At 58.8% G+C, this 14,923-nt stretch carries 14 protein-coding genes; 10 read left to right on the top strand and 4 right to left on the bottom strand.

Annotated elements, in window-relative coordinates:
- Positions 1 to 14: 14 nt before the first annotated feature.
- The 4 genes from ABIZ35_RS01095 (at position 15) to ABIZ35_RS01080 (ending at position 6,249) form a co-directional block, all read left to right on the top strand.
- Positions 15 to 1,181: an HD domain-containing phosphohydrolase gene (locus tag ABIZ35_RS01095; protein WP_348218030.1), complete on the top strand. Its 1,167-nt coding sequence runs from the start codon at positions 15 to 17 to the stop codon at positions 1,179 to 1,181.
- Positions 1,182 to 1,325: 144 nt separating this feature from the next.
- Positions 1,326 to 4,061, top strand: a complete 2,736-nt coding sequence (locus ABIZ35_RS01090) for a GH92 family glycosyl hydrolase (protein WP_348218029.1) — start codon at positions 1,326 to 1,328, stop codon at positions 4,059 to 4,061.
- A 713-nt stretch (positions 4,062 to 4,774) separates the two neighbouring features.
- Positions 4,775 to 5,506, top strand: a complete 732-nt coding sequence (locus tag ABIZ35_RS01085) for a hypothetical protein (protein ID WP_348218028.1) — start codon at positions 4,775 to 4,777, stop codon at positions 5,504 to 5,506.
- Positions 5,503 to 6,249 (top strand): hypothetical protein, encoded by a 747-nt coding sequence (locus ABIZ35_RS01080; RefSeq protein ID WP_348218027.1) that lies wholly within the window; start codon positions 5,503 to 5,505, stop codon positions 6,247 to 6,249. The genes ABIZ35_RS01085 and ABIZ35_RS01080 overlap by 4 nt, the downstream gene beginning before the upstream one ends.
- Positions 6,250 to 6,355: 106 nt before the next feature.
- On the opposite strand, the gene ABIZ35_RS01075 is transcribed toward ABIZ35_RS01080, so the two are convergent.
- The gene (locus tag ABIZ35_RS01075; protein WP_348218026.1) at positions 6,356 to 6,868 is read right to left on the bottom strand and encodes a hypothetical protein; all 513 of its coding nucleotides are present in this window, start codon (positions 6,866 to 6,868) and stop codon (positions 6,356 to 6,358) included.
- Between the two features lie 264 nt (positions 6,869 to 7,132).
- On the opposite strand from ABIZ35_RS01075, the gene ABIZ35_RS01070 reads away from it, so the two are divergent.
- Positions 7,133 to 7,588, top strand: a complete 456-nt coding sequence (locus ABIZ35_RS01070; protein WP_348218025.1) for a hypothetical protein — start codon at positions 7,133 to 7,135, stop codon at positions 7,586 to 7,588.
- Positions 7,589 to 7,672: 84 nt separating this feature from the next.
- Here ABIZ35_RS01070 and ABIZ35_RS01065 read toward each other — a convergent pair whose 3' ends face one another.
- The gene (locus ABIZ35_RS01065; protein WP_348218024.1) at positions 7,673 to 8,362 is read right to left on the bottom strand and encodes a hypothetical protein; all 690 of its coding nucleotides are present in this window, start codon (positions 8,360 to 8,362) and stop codon (positions 7,673 to 7,675) included.
- Between the two features lie 70 nt (positions 8,363 to 8,432).
- Entirely contained in the window at positions 8,433 to 8,939 is a 507-nt protein-coding gene (locus ABIZ35_RS01060; RefSeq protein ID WP_348218023.1) for a hypothetical protein, read from the bottom strand.
- Positions 8,940 to 9,129: 190 nt separating this feature from the next.
- On the opposite strand from ABIZ35_RS01060, the gene ABIZ35_RS01055 reads away from it, so the two are divergent.
- The 5 genes from ABIZ35_RS01055 (at position 9,130) to ABIZ35_RS01035 (ending at position 14,663) form a co-directional block, all read left to right on the top strand.
- A complete protein-coding gene (locus ABIZ35_RS01055) occupies positions 9,130 to 10,077 on the top strand; it encodes a PfkB family carbohydrate kinase (protein WP_348218022.1) in 948 nt (315 codons plus the stop codon).
- Complete coding sequence (locus ABIZ35_RS01050; RefSeq protein ID WP_348218021.1) at positions 10,074 to 10,832, top strand: ComF family protein; 759 nt, start codon at positions 10,074 to 10,076, stop codon at positions 10,830 to 10,832. The genes ABIZ35_RS01055 and ABIZ35_RS01050 overlap by 4 nt, the downstream gene beginning before the upstream one ends.
- Positions 10,833 to 10,920: 88 nt before the next feature.
- Positions 10,921 to 11,475 carry a hypothetical protein gene (locus ABIZ35_RS01045; protein ID WP_348218020.1) on the top strand — a complete coding sequence of 185 codons (555 nt, stop codon included), beginning with the start codon at positions 10,921 to 10,923 and terminating at the stop codon, positions 11,473 to 11,475.
- Positions 11,476 to 11,577: 102 nt separating this feature from the next.
- Positions 11,578 to 13,701, top strand: coding sequence for a beta-propeller fold lactonase family protein (locus tag ABIZ35_RS01040; protein ID WP_348218019.1), 2,124 nt, complete (start codon positions 11,578 to 11,580; stop codon positions 13,699 to 13,701).
- A gap of 53 nt (positions 13,702 to 13,754) precedes the next feature.
- The gene (locus tag ABIZ35_RS01035; RefSeq protein ID WP_348218018.1) at positions 13,755 to 14,663 is read left to right on the top strand and encodes a glycosyl hydrolase family 18 protein; all 909 of its coding nucleotides are present in this window, start codon (positions 13,755 to 13,757) and stop codon (positions 14,661 to 14,663) included.
- Positions 14,664 to 14,697: 34 nt separating this feature from the next.
- Here the strand turns inward: ABIZ35_RS01035 and ABIZ35_RS01030 are convergent.
- Positions 14,698 to 14,923, bottom strand: a 226-nt coding sequence (locus ABIZ35_RS01030) for a hypothetical protein (protein ID WP_348218017.1), incomplete at its 5' end; no start/stop codon positions are given.

Below are 14,923 nucleotides of genomic sequence, written 5' to 3'. Positions count from 1 at the left end.
TCGAAGGAAGACCTATGAGCGAACGTATACTTTTTGTCGATGATGATGCAAACATCCTCTCGGGCTATCAGCGCTTCCTGCGCAAACAATATGAGATCGATACGGCGCTGGGCGGCGAAGCTGGCCTGGAAAAGATCGAGCGCAACGGTCCTTTCAGCGTGATTGTGACGGACATGGGCATGCCGGGCATGAACGGCGTCCAGTTCCTGACACGCGCCAAAGCCGTCGCCCCCGACACCGTGCGCATGATGCTGACCGGCAATGCCGACCTCCGAACCGCCGTGGAGGCGCTGCACCGCGGCAACATCTTCCGCTATCTGGTGAAGCCGGCGTCTCCCGAGAACATGGCGCTCGCCCTGGAAGCTGGCGTGCGCCAGTATCAGTTGATCAACGCTGAACGGGATCTTTTGGAAAAGACCCTTCAGGGTTCCATCCGAGTCATGATGGAGATCCTCGCGGTCGTCAACCCCGAGTCGTTCGGCCGCGTTCTGGCGCTCAAGCAGCAGATGCGGATCGTGGCGCAGTATCTCAAACTGGAGCCGATGTGGAAATTCGAGCTCGGCGCGATGCTTAGCCAAATTGGCCTGGTGACCGTTCCCACCTTCGTTGTCAATAAAGCACAGGCAAAACAGACGCTCACTCCCAACGAACAAAGCCTGATGCACCGCGTCCCGGAAATCAGCAAAAATCTGCTCATCAATATTCCGCGCCTGGAGCCGGTGGCGGAGATGATCTACTACCAGAAAAAGAACTACGACGGCACGGGGTTCCCTAAGGGCGGCTCGGTCGGACGCGACATTCCCACAGGCGCGCGAATCCTGCGCGTGCTCCAGGATCTGCTCTATCTGGAAGGCGGCGGCCTGCCCCGGATGCAGGCTTTGGGCGCGATGGCGAAACGCCCGGATTGGTACGATGCGGACATCGTCGCGTCTTGCCTGATCTGCCTGAGGCCGGAAGACGAGATCGAAGTACGCCCGCCGTCCCGCCCCCTCAAGGTCACGGATCTGAAGCTGGGACAAAAGCTGGCGTCGGACGTTCGCACATGCGATGGAAAGATGCTCATTTCGTCCGGGCACCGAATCTCCGAAACAATGCTGGCGAAAATTCAAAACTTCATGCAGATCAGCGGCATTGAGGAACCAATCGAAATTGAGGTCGAAGTGGAAGAAAAGGCCGCCTAAAATACACAACTCGCCAAGACTGGGCGGCGCTGAACATGTATGCCGCCCACACACGCAATGATCGCAATATGACTATTGACAGTGGATCTCGGTCGCGATATAATGTTATCGATAACAACGCATTGTGCTTGGAGTTAGCAATTTATGGGTTCCAATCGAATGACAAGGCGCGAGCTGCTCCAGGAAATGCTGCTGCTGGGGAGCGGGACCGCGCTGGCGATGGCCGCTCCAGCGCCCGTATTTGGAAAGCGCGCCGCGCCTCCAAGAGCCAAATCAAGCGCCGAGGATCTCGTGGATTTGGTCAACCCAATGCAAGGGACTAACTCCAATTTTGGCTTTTCGCGCGGCAACACGCTGCCGCTGGCGGCGCTTCCCTTCGGCATGACCCACTGGTCGCCGCAAACCCGCCAGGGCGACGGCTGGTTTTTCGATCCCAATCAACATACCTTACAAGGCGTGCGGGCCACACATCAGCCGAGCCCATGGATGGGCGACTACGGCCACTTCACTGTCATGGCCCAAGCTGGCGACGATGCCGCCCTTGCCCCCGAGGCGCGCGCCTCCGCGTATGAGCTCGGCGATCTCCAGATCAGCCCACACTCACTTTCGGTCAAACTCAAACGCGACGGCGTTCGGATTGAGATGGCTCCCACCGAGCGGTGCGCCGCTTTTCGGTTCACGTTTCCGGTGGGCGAGACCGGTCGCGTGCTGATCGACGCCCACTCGCATGTGGAGATCGACGCAGTCGCAAGCATCGTCACCGGCTGCTCGCGCCTCCATGGCTTCGGCGCTCCCGGAAACTTCGGCTGCTACTTCTATGCCCGTTTCCACTCTCCTGCCGCGCGAGCCTATGTGTTTGGCGACGACCACAAAGCCACGACGGAGCGCATCGCGGACGGCAAAGAGGTTGGCGCGGCGATCGAGTTTGAAGGCAAAACGACCGTCGTGATGACGATCGCCACCTCGTTCATCAGCGTGGAGCAGGCCCAGCGCAATCTTGACCGCGAGATCGGCGAGCATACATTCGAGACCATCCTAGCTGAAGCGGCCGAAACCTGGAACAAGACACTGGGAGTAGCGCGGGTCTCCGGCGGCTCGGAGCGCGACCGCCGAACCTTCTACAGCTGTCTGTACCGGGCGCATCTCTTTCCACGGATGTTCCACGAATACAATGAGGCCGGCGCGCCGATCCACTATAGCCCCTTCGCCGGTGGTAAGCTGCGCGACGGCGTGATGTACACGGACACAGGTCTTTGGGATGGATACCACACCATTTACCCCCTGCTGTCACTGCTTCAGCCGGCGCGGCTTGGCGAGATCGTCCAGGGCTTTGTGAACGCTTACCAGGAAGGAGGATGGCTGCCGCAATGGCCCAACCCCGGCTACCACGGAACCATGGGCGGCACGCACAGCGACGCCGTAATTGCCGATGCGATCACCAAGGGGATCCCCGGGTTCGACCGCGCAGCCGCCTACGCCGCCATTCGCAAGAACGCGACGGAAGACCCGAAGGGTTCGACGGAAGGCCGCCATCATCTCAGCGACTACATCCGATTGGGCTACGCGCCGGGGGCAGTCTCCGAGACCCTGGATTATGCGTACGACGACGCCTGCATCGCTCTCGCCGCCGACGCTCTCGGCCACACGGAGGACGCTGCTCTCTTCCGCAAGCGCGCGCTCAATTATCATAATGTCTACGACCCCACGGTCGGATTTATGCGGCCGCGCGGGGCCGACGGCTCCTGGAAGGCGAACTTCGACCAGTACGCCTGGGGAGACGCCTACACGGAGGGAGGGCCATGGCAGTGGACCTGGGCCGCGCCCCACGATCCCGCCGGCCTCATGTCCCTCATGGGCGGACGCGACGCCTTTACGCGCAAGCTGGACCGGATGTTCTGGCAGCCGCCGACCTTCCATGTCGGCGGCTACGGCCAGGAGATCCATGAGATGCGGGAGATGGCGGCGGTTCCATTCGGTCAGTACGCCCAGTCCAATCAGCCCGTGCACCAGGTGCTGCCGCTCTACGCAGCGGCCGGCTCCCCCGCCAAGATGCACTATTGGGCGCGGCGCGTCCTGGACGAGCTTTACAGCCCGGACAACCTGCCTGCCGATGAGGATAACGGCGAGATGGCGTCCTGGTATGTACTGATGGCGCTCGGGATCTTTCCTGGCTGTCCGGGACGTCCCGCTTATGTGCTCGGGTCGCCGCTATTCCCAGAGGTCAGGATTACTCCTCCTGGCGGAAAAACGCTCCAACTGCGCGCTCCGGCTACTTCATCGAAAAACGTCTATGTCAGCAAAGTCCTACGAAACGGACGTGAGCACTCTCGGCTCTGGATCGAGCATTCCGATCTTCGGCAGGGAGGCGCTCTTGAGTTTTCGATGGCGGACCGGCCGGTCAAGCGCGCTTTGCGGGAATCCGACCTGCCGGAGTCGCAGTCGCCCTACGGAGCGAACGCCGCACGCGAAACGAACTTCGCGACCAAAGTCGCCATCAATTGCGGGGGAGCAGACGCCGGCGATTTCATTGGAGATTGTTACTTCGAAGGCGGAACAGCTGTCCCTCTTCCGGGAAACGAAGAACTTACTATGTCGGCGAGGCAAGGCAGTTTCACTTATCAAATCCCGCTGCCGATGACGCCGAAGGGGCAAGCCTACACCCTCCGGCTGTATTTTCCCGCAGGAGGACGGCAGTCCGTTTCCATCAACGGGAAAACTCTTTTCGCGGATATCAATCAAGAATCCGCTGGGGTTAAAGAAACTGTGAAGGAAGTAAGCAGCGTGCTTCCTGGCAGAAACGGGCGCATCGAGATCGCCGTGAAGTCCGCCTCGGGGTCGGCGGACGGCGGACGGCTCCGCGCGATCGTCGTTTCATCATGAGCCGCTGCGGCCTCTCAACCGCCGCGACGGCTTGTCAGGCATCCATGTGGGAGGTAACGGCGACTCTAACCTTATTGAAGCAGAGCCTCGCTGGGAGCCACGCGGAATTGCCAATCCTTTAGCGCCACTATCGCCAGGAAACCGGCTTATGGTTATATGATTATGATTTCGCTCCAGATGGAGTGAACATTAAGGGTATTGGACTTACAGTTTGCCATATCGCTACGAGGTCTATTCGAAGCATCCAAATATAGGCAAGTTCTTAGATATTGGCCTAGGGCTATTTCATATCTATATGACACCGGAAGATCCAGAAGCGGCGATGGAGATACTTAAACCCCAGATTAATTTGCCGCATTAGGAATATTTCTAATGGAAATTCAGAACGAGAGCGATGAGTAAAGCGCGCTCCGCCGCGATTATTCCGATTTCAGGAGAAAAGTCTTACGGACCACAAGCGTCTGTAGGACTTTTTTTGTGCGGCGCAAGAAAAAGTGATATTTAATACAATCTAAGAGTGAATTTGCGGCGGCATGGATCCGAAATAGCACGCTTCAGAAGGATATTTATGATCGTTTTCTTTAATAAGGAATATTTTATGCTTGCAAGCTTGAGTGAGCGGGTATAGCTAATAGGCTGCGCTGGATCCATCGTCAGTTCTGCTGCTCAAGAATGAACGTGTAAGAATCGAAGTCGGTTAGTAGGAAGATCACATGACAAACGAAGAAACACAGAAAAAAATTCAAGAGTTGGAGGCGCTTCGCGCCCAGACTCGCAACTGGCGGTGGGGGACGACCGGCGTCATGACGATCGCCGTGATTGCATGCGTGTCATTCCTTGGCAACTCCGTGCGTAATTTGTTCGTGCCTGGCCCCGTGCAGGATCAATTCAGCAGCACGCTCACCGACGGACTGAAGAGGGATGTTCTTCCGGATGTACAGACGATCGCCACACAGGCGTTTACCGAAAGCAAGCCGGTCATCGACGCTTCCTTCACCAAGCTCAATGGACAAGTTCCGGAACTGACCGCTTCGACGATGAAGCAGTTCGATCTTCTCCAGAAGCATATTCCCGTAACAGGCGATAAAGTCCTCAACCGCACCTATGGCGATATGCTCAAGCGTCACGAGGCCAAGATTCACAGCATGTTTCCGAGCGCGACCGACGCAAATATCGCCGCCCTCGTCGACACGATGAGCTCGGAAGGCGGCAAACAGCTGGCGCAGGCAAATAATACGCTGTTCTCCAAGCATATGGACAAAATGAATGCGATCGAGGCGGACCTTACCAAGATTCAGTCCAGCGAATCGATTTCACCGGACCAAGACAAGGTCAATTGGGAAATGGCGCTGATGGTAGTAGATGGTTTCCATCAAGAACTGACCGAGATGAAGGCCAAAGGCAGCGCATCGCCGATGAACGCGGCAACAGGAGTCAAAAAATGACCATCGATAATACGCCAAATGAGCCAGCAGAGTCCGCCAGTGATAAGTACTTGATCGCCGAAGTCGGAAAAGTACGCGCATCGCTGACCAGAACTCGCTGGATCTGTATTGCTTCCGCAGTCAGCACAATCGTCTATCTGGGCGTTGTGACGGCAAACTTCCAGCAATATGTGGCGCCGGTCTCGGCCGCCAACATGACGAAAGCCATGATCGGCCAAAAGCTCACGGACTCGGCGCCGCTAATCATCGATGGGGTCAAACAGCAGATTCCGGTTCTGATTGCGCAGGTTCCGACTTACGCGGAGCAGCAGTTGCCGATCTACCGGCAGCGTTTGGAAGACCAATTCGAGAAAGACTTAACCGCGAATCTGAAGAAAGGCTCAACCGACCTCGACGCAAAAATGGATGGTTACCTGACAGACAACAAAGATCAAATCAACAGCGTGCTCTCATCCAACCAGGACCCGGCGGCCGTGGCGAAACTCGGCGACAACATCAGTCATGAGTTCATGACTTCGCTTAAGACGACTTCTGTCGGCGGTGAATCCATACAAAGCAAACTGGACAGTTCTCTCGAATCGCTCAGTCAAGTCCAAACGAAAATGGACCGCTTGGCGAACGCCACTGACCTCACGCCACAGGAAAAGAAAACGCGCCACGCCATCGCGGTTATGACGAAAACCATCAATCGGCATACGCCCCAAGCTCCGACGGTCGCCGTAGCGCTCATCCCGCCGCGGTAGCCGGGACGCTGGTTACATAGTGATGACGCCGGACATCCCGCACTTTCGACGGGCGCCCGGCGTCGCCATCCGGCGCCTTGCCCGCCCCCAGGCTCCATTCGCGCCCTCACGCATCCATATTGTGTGAGTAGTCATAGCTGCGGCGGCGCATTCCTCGGCGAAAGCCGACGATTTTGGCTTGATCCGTCGCGGCGAAGGCCGCAAGCTCGGCCGCGGCTAGCGCGGTCAGCTCGGCCATTTTGAGCGCCGTTTGTTCGGCGGCTTCGGCTTTGTCGGAAACTTCCTCCACGCGCTGCGCCGCCGCTTCGATCTTCTGCGTAAGGCTCTGCATCTGGGAGATCATTGTCGCCATCGCGAAGTTTTGAATCTGCTCGTACTGTGAGCCGGCGGCGTCAGGCTGCGAAGCGCAGGTGGACGGCGCGGGACGACGACGCTTAGCGCTGCGCCGCGCCGACGAAGAATGATACTCCACGTCGTTCAGGCTGCGCTGCCTTGGGGGGCCGGTTTCCACCAGCATCATCCTCCGAAGCACGCTCAGCGCGTCGCAATACCATTGGCGTATCGGCAAGCGCACGCCGGTTTCGTGTTTTGAGATATCCGTGCTGTTGCTGATCTGCAAAGTTCCCGCTCCTCCGCGGCCTCTCCCGCGACACTTCACTGCCCACCTGAGATCCCGAGACGCGCATTTTCAGGCTCAACGACTCTTTATTCCATACTTCCGTCATCTGTCCACACAAAATCACAATAGTTTTGCTGGGTCCGCACAGCCATAAAAATTCGGATCAGAGAAATGTGTGTCGAAGCATCCATCATGGGTACGATCAAGCAAACAGCAAGATTAAGGAAAGAGCACACGTCGAACCGGGTGCGCAGGAGGAGTAAGGTGGCGCCGAACAAAGATTCCGAGACATGGTCCATGCTTTATGTTATCGATGAGATCTCTCGGACGGAGGTTGTCCGTCACTTTGATGGAAGCCTGCGGCTGAATGTCGCCGATGCGCTTCTGGCGTCGCGCATGGACGGCGAAACGCGCCCAGAAGTGTCGATCCACTTTTCGCCCGCCGCACTGCACGCACTGCTGATAGAGTGGCGCAAAACTCAGGACAACTCACTGGATGCGAAGGCGTCCTATCCATTGCTGACACAGTTCCGATGGTTTCTAGAATCCTCCGCCAAGCGTCATACGTATGTCTGCGACTATGTCTGGCTGCCGCATTTGGAAGAAGTCAAAAATCAGGACACCGTCTATCTTCTGTTCGATACGCCCAGCTACGCGCGGCTAAAAGAACAGGCGCTTCGCGCCGCCGCCGATCTGTGGCCGAACGAATTTACTGTCTGACGACAAAAACGAAAAACGCCTCGCCGTATTACTGCGGCGGGGCGTTTTCTTTTCACTTCATGGCGCTATGGAGATGAGATCTCCCTAGTGATTGTGGTGCGCGTATCGGCGATTTTCGGCTTCACGGCGCTGCCGATCCTGAGCAGTGCGTCGGCGCAGGGCGTCCAGATCGTGACGATGCGCCGCTTCGCGCTGCGAGCGGTTATCGGCAGTCCGTCGGCGCAGGGAGTTCAAGTCGCGCTGGTGGGCCGCCTCACGCTGCCGCGCCGCGAGGAGATAGCGCTGCCGCTGCTGCTGAACGAGACGCTCGCGCCGCTCACGATCCTGCGCGGTGCGCTGCTGAAGAGCGATCTCACGGCGCCGGTTCTCCACGGCCTGACTATGCTCGTAACCAGCATCACGACGCGATTCGGCGTAGCGATCTCGACGATTCTGCTCCAGACGCGCTCGGTTTTCACGATCGCGCTGCTGTGTCTCGGCATAACGCCGACGCCGGTCCTGCTCTGTACGCGTCAGATTGTTATGATCGCGCCGCTGCGTTTCGGCGTAGCGACGGCGGCGGTCCTGCTCCAGCCGCGTCTGACTGTAATGGTCACGACGCTGCGCGTCGGTCATCGTCTGCCCGCGATGCGTGGCCTCCCAGCGCTGCTGCTTTTGCTCGTCTTCCGTCGTCACAAGACGGCCATTGACCCAGTGATCGGCCCGCGCGCTCACGGCCCCCGTCAGTAAGCTGGCGCCGAGCGCCAGAGCGATAAAGATTTTTTTGTTGGACATCGTTTTACTCCATTCGTCCGTTTTCCTATGGGTAAGGGACGGGGGAGTCGCCGAAGATGTTCCCGGAAATTTAATACGACCGGCGCAGCGTCTGACCGCTAGGACCATCGTTCGGGGGAGCCGCGCTTTCAAAGCTCAATCGATCGGAGGTGAAAACGGCGTCGAAATCAGAAGCGAAACGCCGCGCAAATTCGGACCGAACACGCGCACAGATGCGCGCCTGATCGCCAGTGGATTTCGTAAGAAACGCTTTCGGGTGGAATGTGACGCCGAACAGACAGGCCAGGCTGCTCATCATCTGCTCACGACTCACTGCGCCACGCAGTTCGGGCTGCTGCAAGGCCTGCACGACCTGCGGAGTGAGCTCGGGAAACAGTGAAGAGACGTAAAGCGCATCGGCAAATGCATCTGGACAGGAGAGACACTTACGCAGCAGCGGCATCAGAAGACGTGGATTTTCACGCATCGCCTGCGGCAGATGGGAGTGAAGGCGAGAGCGCCAGCACGGTTTGTTTCCATAAAGCGCGAGCACATGCGCCCATGTCTCGGGATCTTTGGTGATGAGTTGGGGGTTCATTTTGGCCACTTGCTTAGTCCTCATACAGATACGGAATGTTCGAGGGGTGGAGACGCCAGCTCCAAAGTCGTTTATTCTCTTTCCGAGGCTCAGAATCCTTTACGCCTTCAATTCCAAGGACACAACCGCCGCTTCTGAGCCGCTTGCTGGTATCATATAGGAAAATTATCTTTGGACCTAAGGATTCGTAATGCCCGAGACAAACTCCCCTTCTTCTGTTTTGATTGTCGGCTCCATGGCGCTCGACAACGTGCGCACGCCGGCCGGTAATGTCACGGACGCGCTGGGCGGCGCCGCAGATTACTCCAGCGTCGCCGCGTCGTTCTTCTCGCCCGTGCAGATCGTGGGCGTGGTCGGCGACGACTTTCCGCAGGAGCATCTCGACTTCCTCGCGTCGCGCAATATCGACATCAGCGGCGTGCAGACGATCGCCGGCGGCAAGACCTTCCGCTGGGCCGGCTACTACGACTTCGACTTGAACATCGCGCACACGCTTGACACACAGCTCAATGTCTTCGCGGACTTTCAGCCCCAGCTCCCCGCCAGCCACCAGAACGCTGAGTACGTGTTCCTCGCCAACATCGACCCGGAACTGCAGCTCGACGTGCTCAAGCAAGTCAAATCGCCCAAGCTGACTGTCTGCGACACCATGAACTTCTGGATCGAAGGCAAGCGCGACGCGCTGATCGAAGTCCTGAAGCACGTGGACATCGCCTTTATGAACGACGCCGAGGCGCGCCAGCTCACCGGTAAGCTCAGCGTGGTCAAGGCGGCGAAGGCGCTGCAGGAACTTGGCCCCAAGACCGTCATCATCAAAAAGGGCGAGCACGGCGCGCTGCTCTTCAGCGGCAACGATCACTTCGCCGCCCCCTCCTACCCATTGGAAGACATCGCCGACCCGACCGGCGCCGGCGACACCTTCGCGGGCGGCTTTATCGGCTATGTCGCGCAGCAGAACAACACGGACATTCAAACCCTGCGTAAAGCCGTTGTCTATGGCAGCGTCCTGGCGTCGTTCAACGTCGAGGACTTCTCGCTGAACCGCATGCGCACCCTCACCCACGCCGAAATCGGCGCGCGCTACCGCGAGTTCCGCAACATCTCGTTCTTCGAAGCGCTGGACGAGGCCTCCGTGTGAATCCCCAGCCCCGCGCCGCGCACGTCCCCACCCTGACGCACGCGGCGCGGCGGCTGATCCACGCCGCCGCCGATCCCTTCCTCTCGCTTCTCTATCCGCCCAAATGCGTCGTCTGCGGCCTGCTTGGCGCCCCGCCGCTTTGCGGTGATTGCCTCGCCGCAATCACCCCGCCGCCCTCGCCCGCCTGCGTCCGATGCGGCCTGAGCACCGGTGAAGCCGACGCCTGCCGCCACTGCTCCGCCCGCCCACCCGCCTTCGATCGCTCCCGCGCACTCGGCGCCTACGATGGCGTCCTGCGCCACGCCATCCACTTGTTCAAATACCGGGACCGCCCCCAGCTCGCTCAGCCCCTCGGGCACATCCTCGCCCTTCACCTGCAAACCGGCGACCTCTTCCCCACGCCGTGCGACCTGATCGTTCCCGTTCCCATGCACCCCGCCCGCCGACGCGTGCGCGGCTACAATCAAAGCGAACGCCTCGCCCGCGTGCTCTCTCAAGAGCTGGGTATTCCTATGGACGCCAAAACGCTGCATCGCACCCGCAATACCCGCCCGCAAGTCGGCCTCGCCTCCGGCGCACGAGAAAGCAACTTGCAAAACGCTTTCGCAATACGCAGTCCCAGCGTGATCGCGGGAAAAACAATCTTGCTTTTGGATGACGTTTCCACAACCGGAAGCAGCTTGCATGAGTGCGCGGCGGCGCTGAAAGCTGCCGGGGCAAAAGCCGTTTACGGACTAACACTGGCGGCGGGATAAAAACTGTTTGCCTGACGCGATGGGTTTAGCATCGCCAGCCGCAGTTTCGACAGGGAAATTAAGTGGCATTTGCGCCAAGGAGCATGCGATGAAATACTTTACTCTGGAATGGTGCGAAGGCCAGTATGGCGAAGGCATTACCGAGTGGAACATGACTGCGGATCAGAGCTACTTACTCTATCTGCAAGAACTAGAAACCAATGGCGACCTATCCGCCGATGTTCTGAAATTAGCGCGTCTTCCCGGCGTCCATGATGCTTATGTCATGCTGGTTCGCCACGACAAGAATCGCCATATTTTGGCTCTGAATCTGCGAGGCGGTGATTCTGTCATGGGCTACTACGACCTATCGCTTCGCTACGACGGCGCGGATATTTCACCTGAACACGAACAGACGCTGGCTTATATCGCGCGCTCGACTGGATATACGTACGGCCCCGACGCTCTCCGTCACGAATTGGACAACACGGAAGATGGCCGAATCGAGCACCGCTTTTTATTCCACGGCCCCTTCTGGTTCGCCATCCGCTGCGACAATCTGCGCTGGGCGCGCCTGCCCCGGCGCAACCGTCGATTTGCCCGTCGTTTCGACCGGTTTCCGGGCGGGCCAGTGACGACTGCCCATATCGAACGCGAGAAGTAAGCCACGCCTTGGTTGAAGTTTGGGGTTCAGCAAGGGTCAAAACGATACGAAACATTCCCACAGCAGCCCAGTGCGTGCGGAGCCGGCCTTTTAGGAGATACCATGCGAGAAATCTGCTACATACTGAGTACTCTGTTGATCCTCCTCCCAGCATGTGCATTCGCCGCGCCCGCACTGCCTGTCAGCATGACCGCTGATCTTGATGGGCCAGTGCGCACGGAAGGGCAGCCTGTCAACTTGACACTGATGCTGCGCAACAACGGAACGGCTCCCATAATCATTGGCGGATCCGCCTTTCAGCAAGCCGCTTTTCAAATTACCGTCACGGACAGCGCGGGGCGATCGGCGCCGCGCACCGCGATCGGCGATCAGATTCTGACGGCGCCCACGGCAGCGTACGCCAATATGATGGTTATAATAGCTTCAGGCAAAACCTTACGGTATCGATACGACCTTGCGCGCCTGTTCGATATGTCGCGCCCCGGCGAATATCAAGTGAGTGTTAGCCGATATCTCCGCGCGGAAGAGCCGCTGTTTCCTCCTGCGACCGCCCCAACTGCGGCGCGGGAAGTCACGGTGGCGGCGGGGCCGCTGAAGGTGCGCCTTGCAGAGAACACCAACGAGCGCAGCGGCGTGACGCCTCTCACGGCGCGGCCAGGCCACCAAACATTCTTGTACATGGCGAACGAGGACTACACACGTGATACCGCAAGTGTGTACCGATTCCAAGTCGCGAATAACGGCGTAGTTTCGCCCACGCTGCTGCCGCCCGCGCTTGCGGGTAAGGGCGTGACTTCCCTTGTCTCTACTCCCAATGGGCGTTTTTTCTATGCCGGCAACGCCGGCGACAAGACCGTATCCCAGTTCCAGGTCGGCGTCAACGGCGTACTGTCGCCGCTGTCGCCACCGACGGCGCCGACGCAAGGATCTCCAAGAACGCTGATCATGGACCCGAAAGGACGTTTTCTTTTCGCGCTGGGCAGCTCAGGAAGTACCCGGTACACGATCGGCAAAGACGGGCGTCTGTCGGCGAAAAGCGGCGACTGGAGCCAGGACCGAGATCATAACGTCGTTCCGTCGGAATCCGGCGCGATCGATCCCACCGGGACTTTCCTATACGCCTGCAACGGACTGACATCTGCCTATCGGATCGGTGAGAACGCACAGGTAACGGCGCTTCCCGGTCCGAAATGGAGTTCGGCGGGACCGGACGGCGGACGCGATAAGGCGATCGCCATGGCTCCGTCAGGCAAATTCGCATTTGTGCTGACCGAGAAATCTTACAAGCCGGGCAGCACGGATGCCCTGGCGGGGGAGAAGGTCGTCGCGCTGCGTGTCGGCTCGGATGGAGGTCTTACTCCGCTGCCGGGCGCACAGTCGCCCCAGTCCCCGCAGCCCTACACTCCCGGTTACAGCACCCCCGACAGCATCGGGCTCACCGTGGACCCAAGCGGGCGTTTCCTCGTGGTCATTAACCAGAGTTTCCTGGCCTGCTATCGGATCGGGACGAACGGCGCGCTAACCCCGCTCGGCGCGACGCCGCTGCGAGGTTACGTTGTCGGGGCATCCTTCAGCCCAGCCGAGGGCATTGGCTACGCGCTCAATCAGAATCCGCCTTCGCTGATTCCGTTCCGGCTTGACGAGCAGCGCGGGATTATCATGGAGGAGACGGATACGGCGAGAGATGTCCCTTACGGTCGCGCCATCGCGACGGCGGTCGCGCCCACGCCCGAACAATGGAGCAAGGCAGCGGGCGGCCTTGCGGTATCGATCCGAACACCACGCGAAGTGCTGTCGACCTCCGGGCCCGTGATCGTCACGGTGGTGCTGAAGAACATGACATCCCATGCCATCCCATTGGGCGCGGAGGGCAAAGAGATGAACAACTTTCAGCTCATTCTCACCGGTCCGGCCGGGCGATACGGCTCATCAATGCAAAGCGTACGCTCAACATCTCCAGCCGCACTGCTCTCCGCCGGCCACGATCTTCTGGAAACGCCAGGACATTCGAATGCGCCAGTCGTGCTCCCGCCAGGCGGACAGCGCCAGTACCAATTTACATTGTCGCACTTGGCCGACCTTACGATGCCAGGCGATTACACCGTTCAAATCCGCCGAGTTCTTCCCAATCGGACGGCAGTCGGTTCCTCCGTCCTGAAATTCCAGCTTCACGGGGCATACGAGGTCGCGAGCTTTGAGTGGAGCATGCATGAGGACACAAATTGAAACAGATTCCGAACAGCGTAGCCGCGCTAGTATTATCGGGCGCACTTTTCACTATGGCCAATATCAAGCACCCTGTCCTTGCCGCTCCCAATGAGGAGCCAAAGTTTCGCTCCTTCAAGCATCCCATCGCGATCTGGGTTCCGCCGTACGCTATCGCCGAATCCAAAACGGCGCTCACATCCACGTACGGCGACGCCGGCCCGCAAGATGCAATCACGCATTTGGACCTCCAATTCTGGACGCCGACAACCGACGGAGGCGTCGCTTACGTCACGAATCCGGGAGTGAATGACACCAACGTCACGGACCTGCGCGACTGGGGGCACGCGCACAGCATTCGCGTGATGCTGTGTGTTTACAATGGCGCGACCAAATGGGACTGGCCGCTAGCGCGCGCCGCCTTCGCCGACCATAAAGACGACTTTGTGAAGAATTTATTGAACGAGATGGATCGCCTGGAACTGGATGGGATCGACATCGATCTGGAAGGGCCGGGAGAAACGGACAAGGATAAGGCGGTCTACATAGCGTTCGTGACAGACCTTTCCAAGGAGCTGCGCAAGCGGCGTAAGCACCTGACGGCGGACACTTTCTCCTATATTTGGAACGCGCCGAACCAGAGCTGGTGGCCGGACCTCTTCCCACTCGTGGACGGCGTGACGACCATGGGTTACAGCGATATCGGAATGAACGGCGCGGACTGGGCAGCGTACGCCGCGCAAAAGAAGGCTGCCGGCAAATATGCGGCGAAACTGCAAATCGGCGTTCCGTCGGACAAAGAGCAGTGGCAGGGAAACACCGCCCTCGAACAGATGCAGTGGCTGATGACAGATAGCTCCATGGGCGTCGCGATCTGGGACGCTCAGCTTATTTCCGCCGCATGGAAAACGCCCGAAGTCTGGCGCGCCGTCCAGGGCGATCGTGACGGCGTGACGCAGCACAAGCAGCGACAAGAATTTTGATAGGCGGCTGCCGAGCCGCTATCGCATTTGGAGGCTATGGAAAAACGCCAAACCGGCGCTGGCGGTCGGCGGGAATGTCCTGGTAGTGAAGGATGTCGCTGGAAAAATTCTCGTAGCGGGACATCTTTTTCGTGGCGGTCAAAGCAATGTCGGCTTCCGTCAACATGGGGCGAAATTCCAACGGGTTTGTTTCCGTGGCGGCGCCGATCCAGATCGCCATCGGTTTATTCAGATTATCAGGACATGGCGGCAGAACGATC

It is taken from the genome of Capsulimonas sp. (assembly GCF_039929585.1).
Classification (GTDB): Bacteria; Armatimonadota; Armatimonadia; order Armatimonadales; family Capsulimonadaceae; genus Capsulimonas.
This window is presented reverse-complemented; position numbering and strand designations above follow the sequence as displayed.

Coding starts and splice junctions, on each gene's coding strand:
- ABIZ35_RS01095 (WP_348218030.1), top strand. CDS start 15: ATGAGCGAACGTATACTTTTTGTCGATGATGATGCAAACATCCTCTCG.
- ABIZ35_RS01090 (WP_348218029.1), top strand. CDS start 1,326: ATGGGTTCCAATCGAATGACAAGGCGCGAGCTGCTCCAGGAAATGCTG.
- ABIZ35_RS01085 (WP_348218028.1), top strand. CDS start 4,775: ATGACAAACGAAGAAACACAGAAAAAAATTCAAGAGTTGGAGGCGCTT.
- ABIZ35_RS01080 (WP_348218027.1), top strand. CDS start 5,503: ATGACCATCGATAATACGCCAAATGAGCCAGCAGAGTCCGCCAGTGAT.
- ABIZ35_RS01065 (WP_348218024.1), bottom strand. CDS start 8,362: ATGTCCAACAAAAAAATCTTTATCGCTCTGGCGCTCGGCGCCAGCTTA.
- ABIZ35_RS01060 (WP_348218023.1), bottom strand. CDS start 8,939: ATGAACCCCCAACTCATCACCAAAGATCCCGAGACATGGGCGCATGTG.
- ABIZ35_RS01055 (WP_348218022.1), top strand. CDS start 9,130: ATGCCCGAGACAAACTCCCCTTCTTCTGTTTTGATTGTCGGCTCCATG.
- ABIZ35_RS01045 (WP_348218020.1), top strand. CDS start 10,921: ATGAAATACTTTACTCTGGAATGGTGCGAAGGCCAGTATGGCGAAGGC.
- ABIZ35_RS01040 (WP_348218019.1), top strand. CDS start 11,578: ATGCGAGAAATCTGCTACATACTGAGTACTCTGTTGATCCTCCTCCCA.
- ABIZ35_RS01035 (WP_348218018.1), top strand. CDS start 13,755: ATGGCCAATATCAAGCACCCTGTCCTTGCCGCTCCCAATGAGGAGCCA.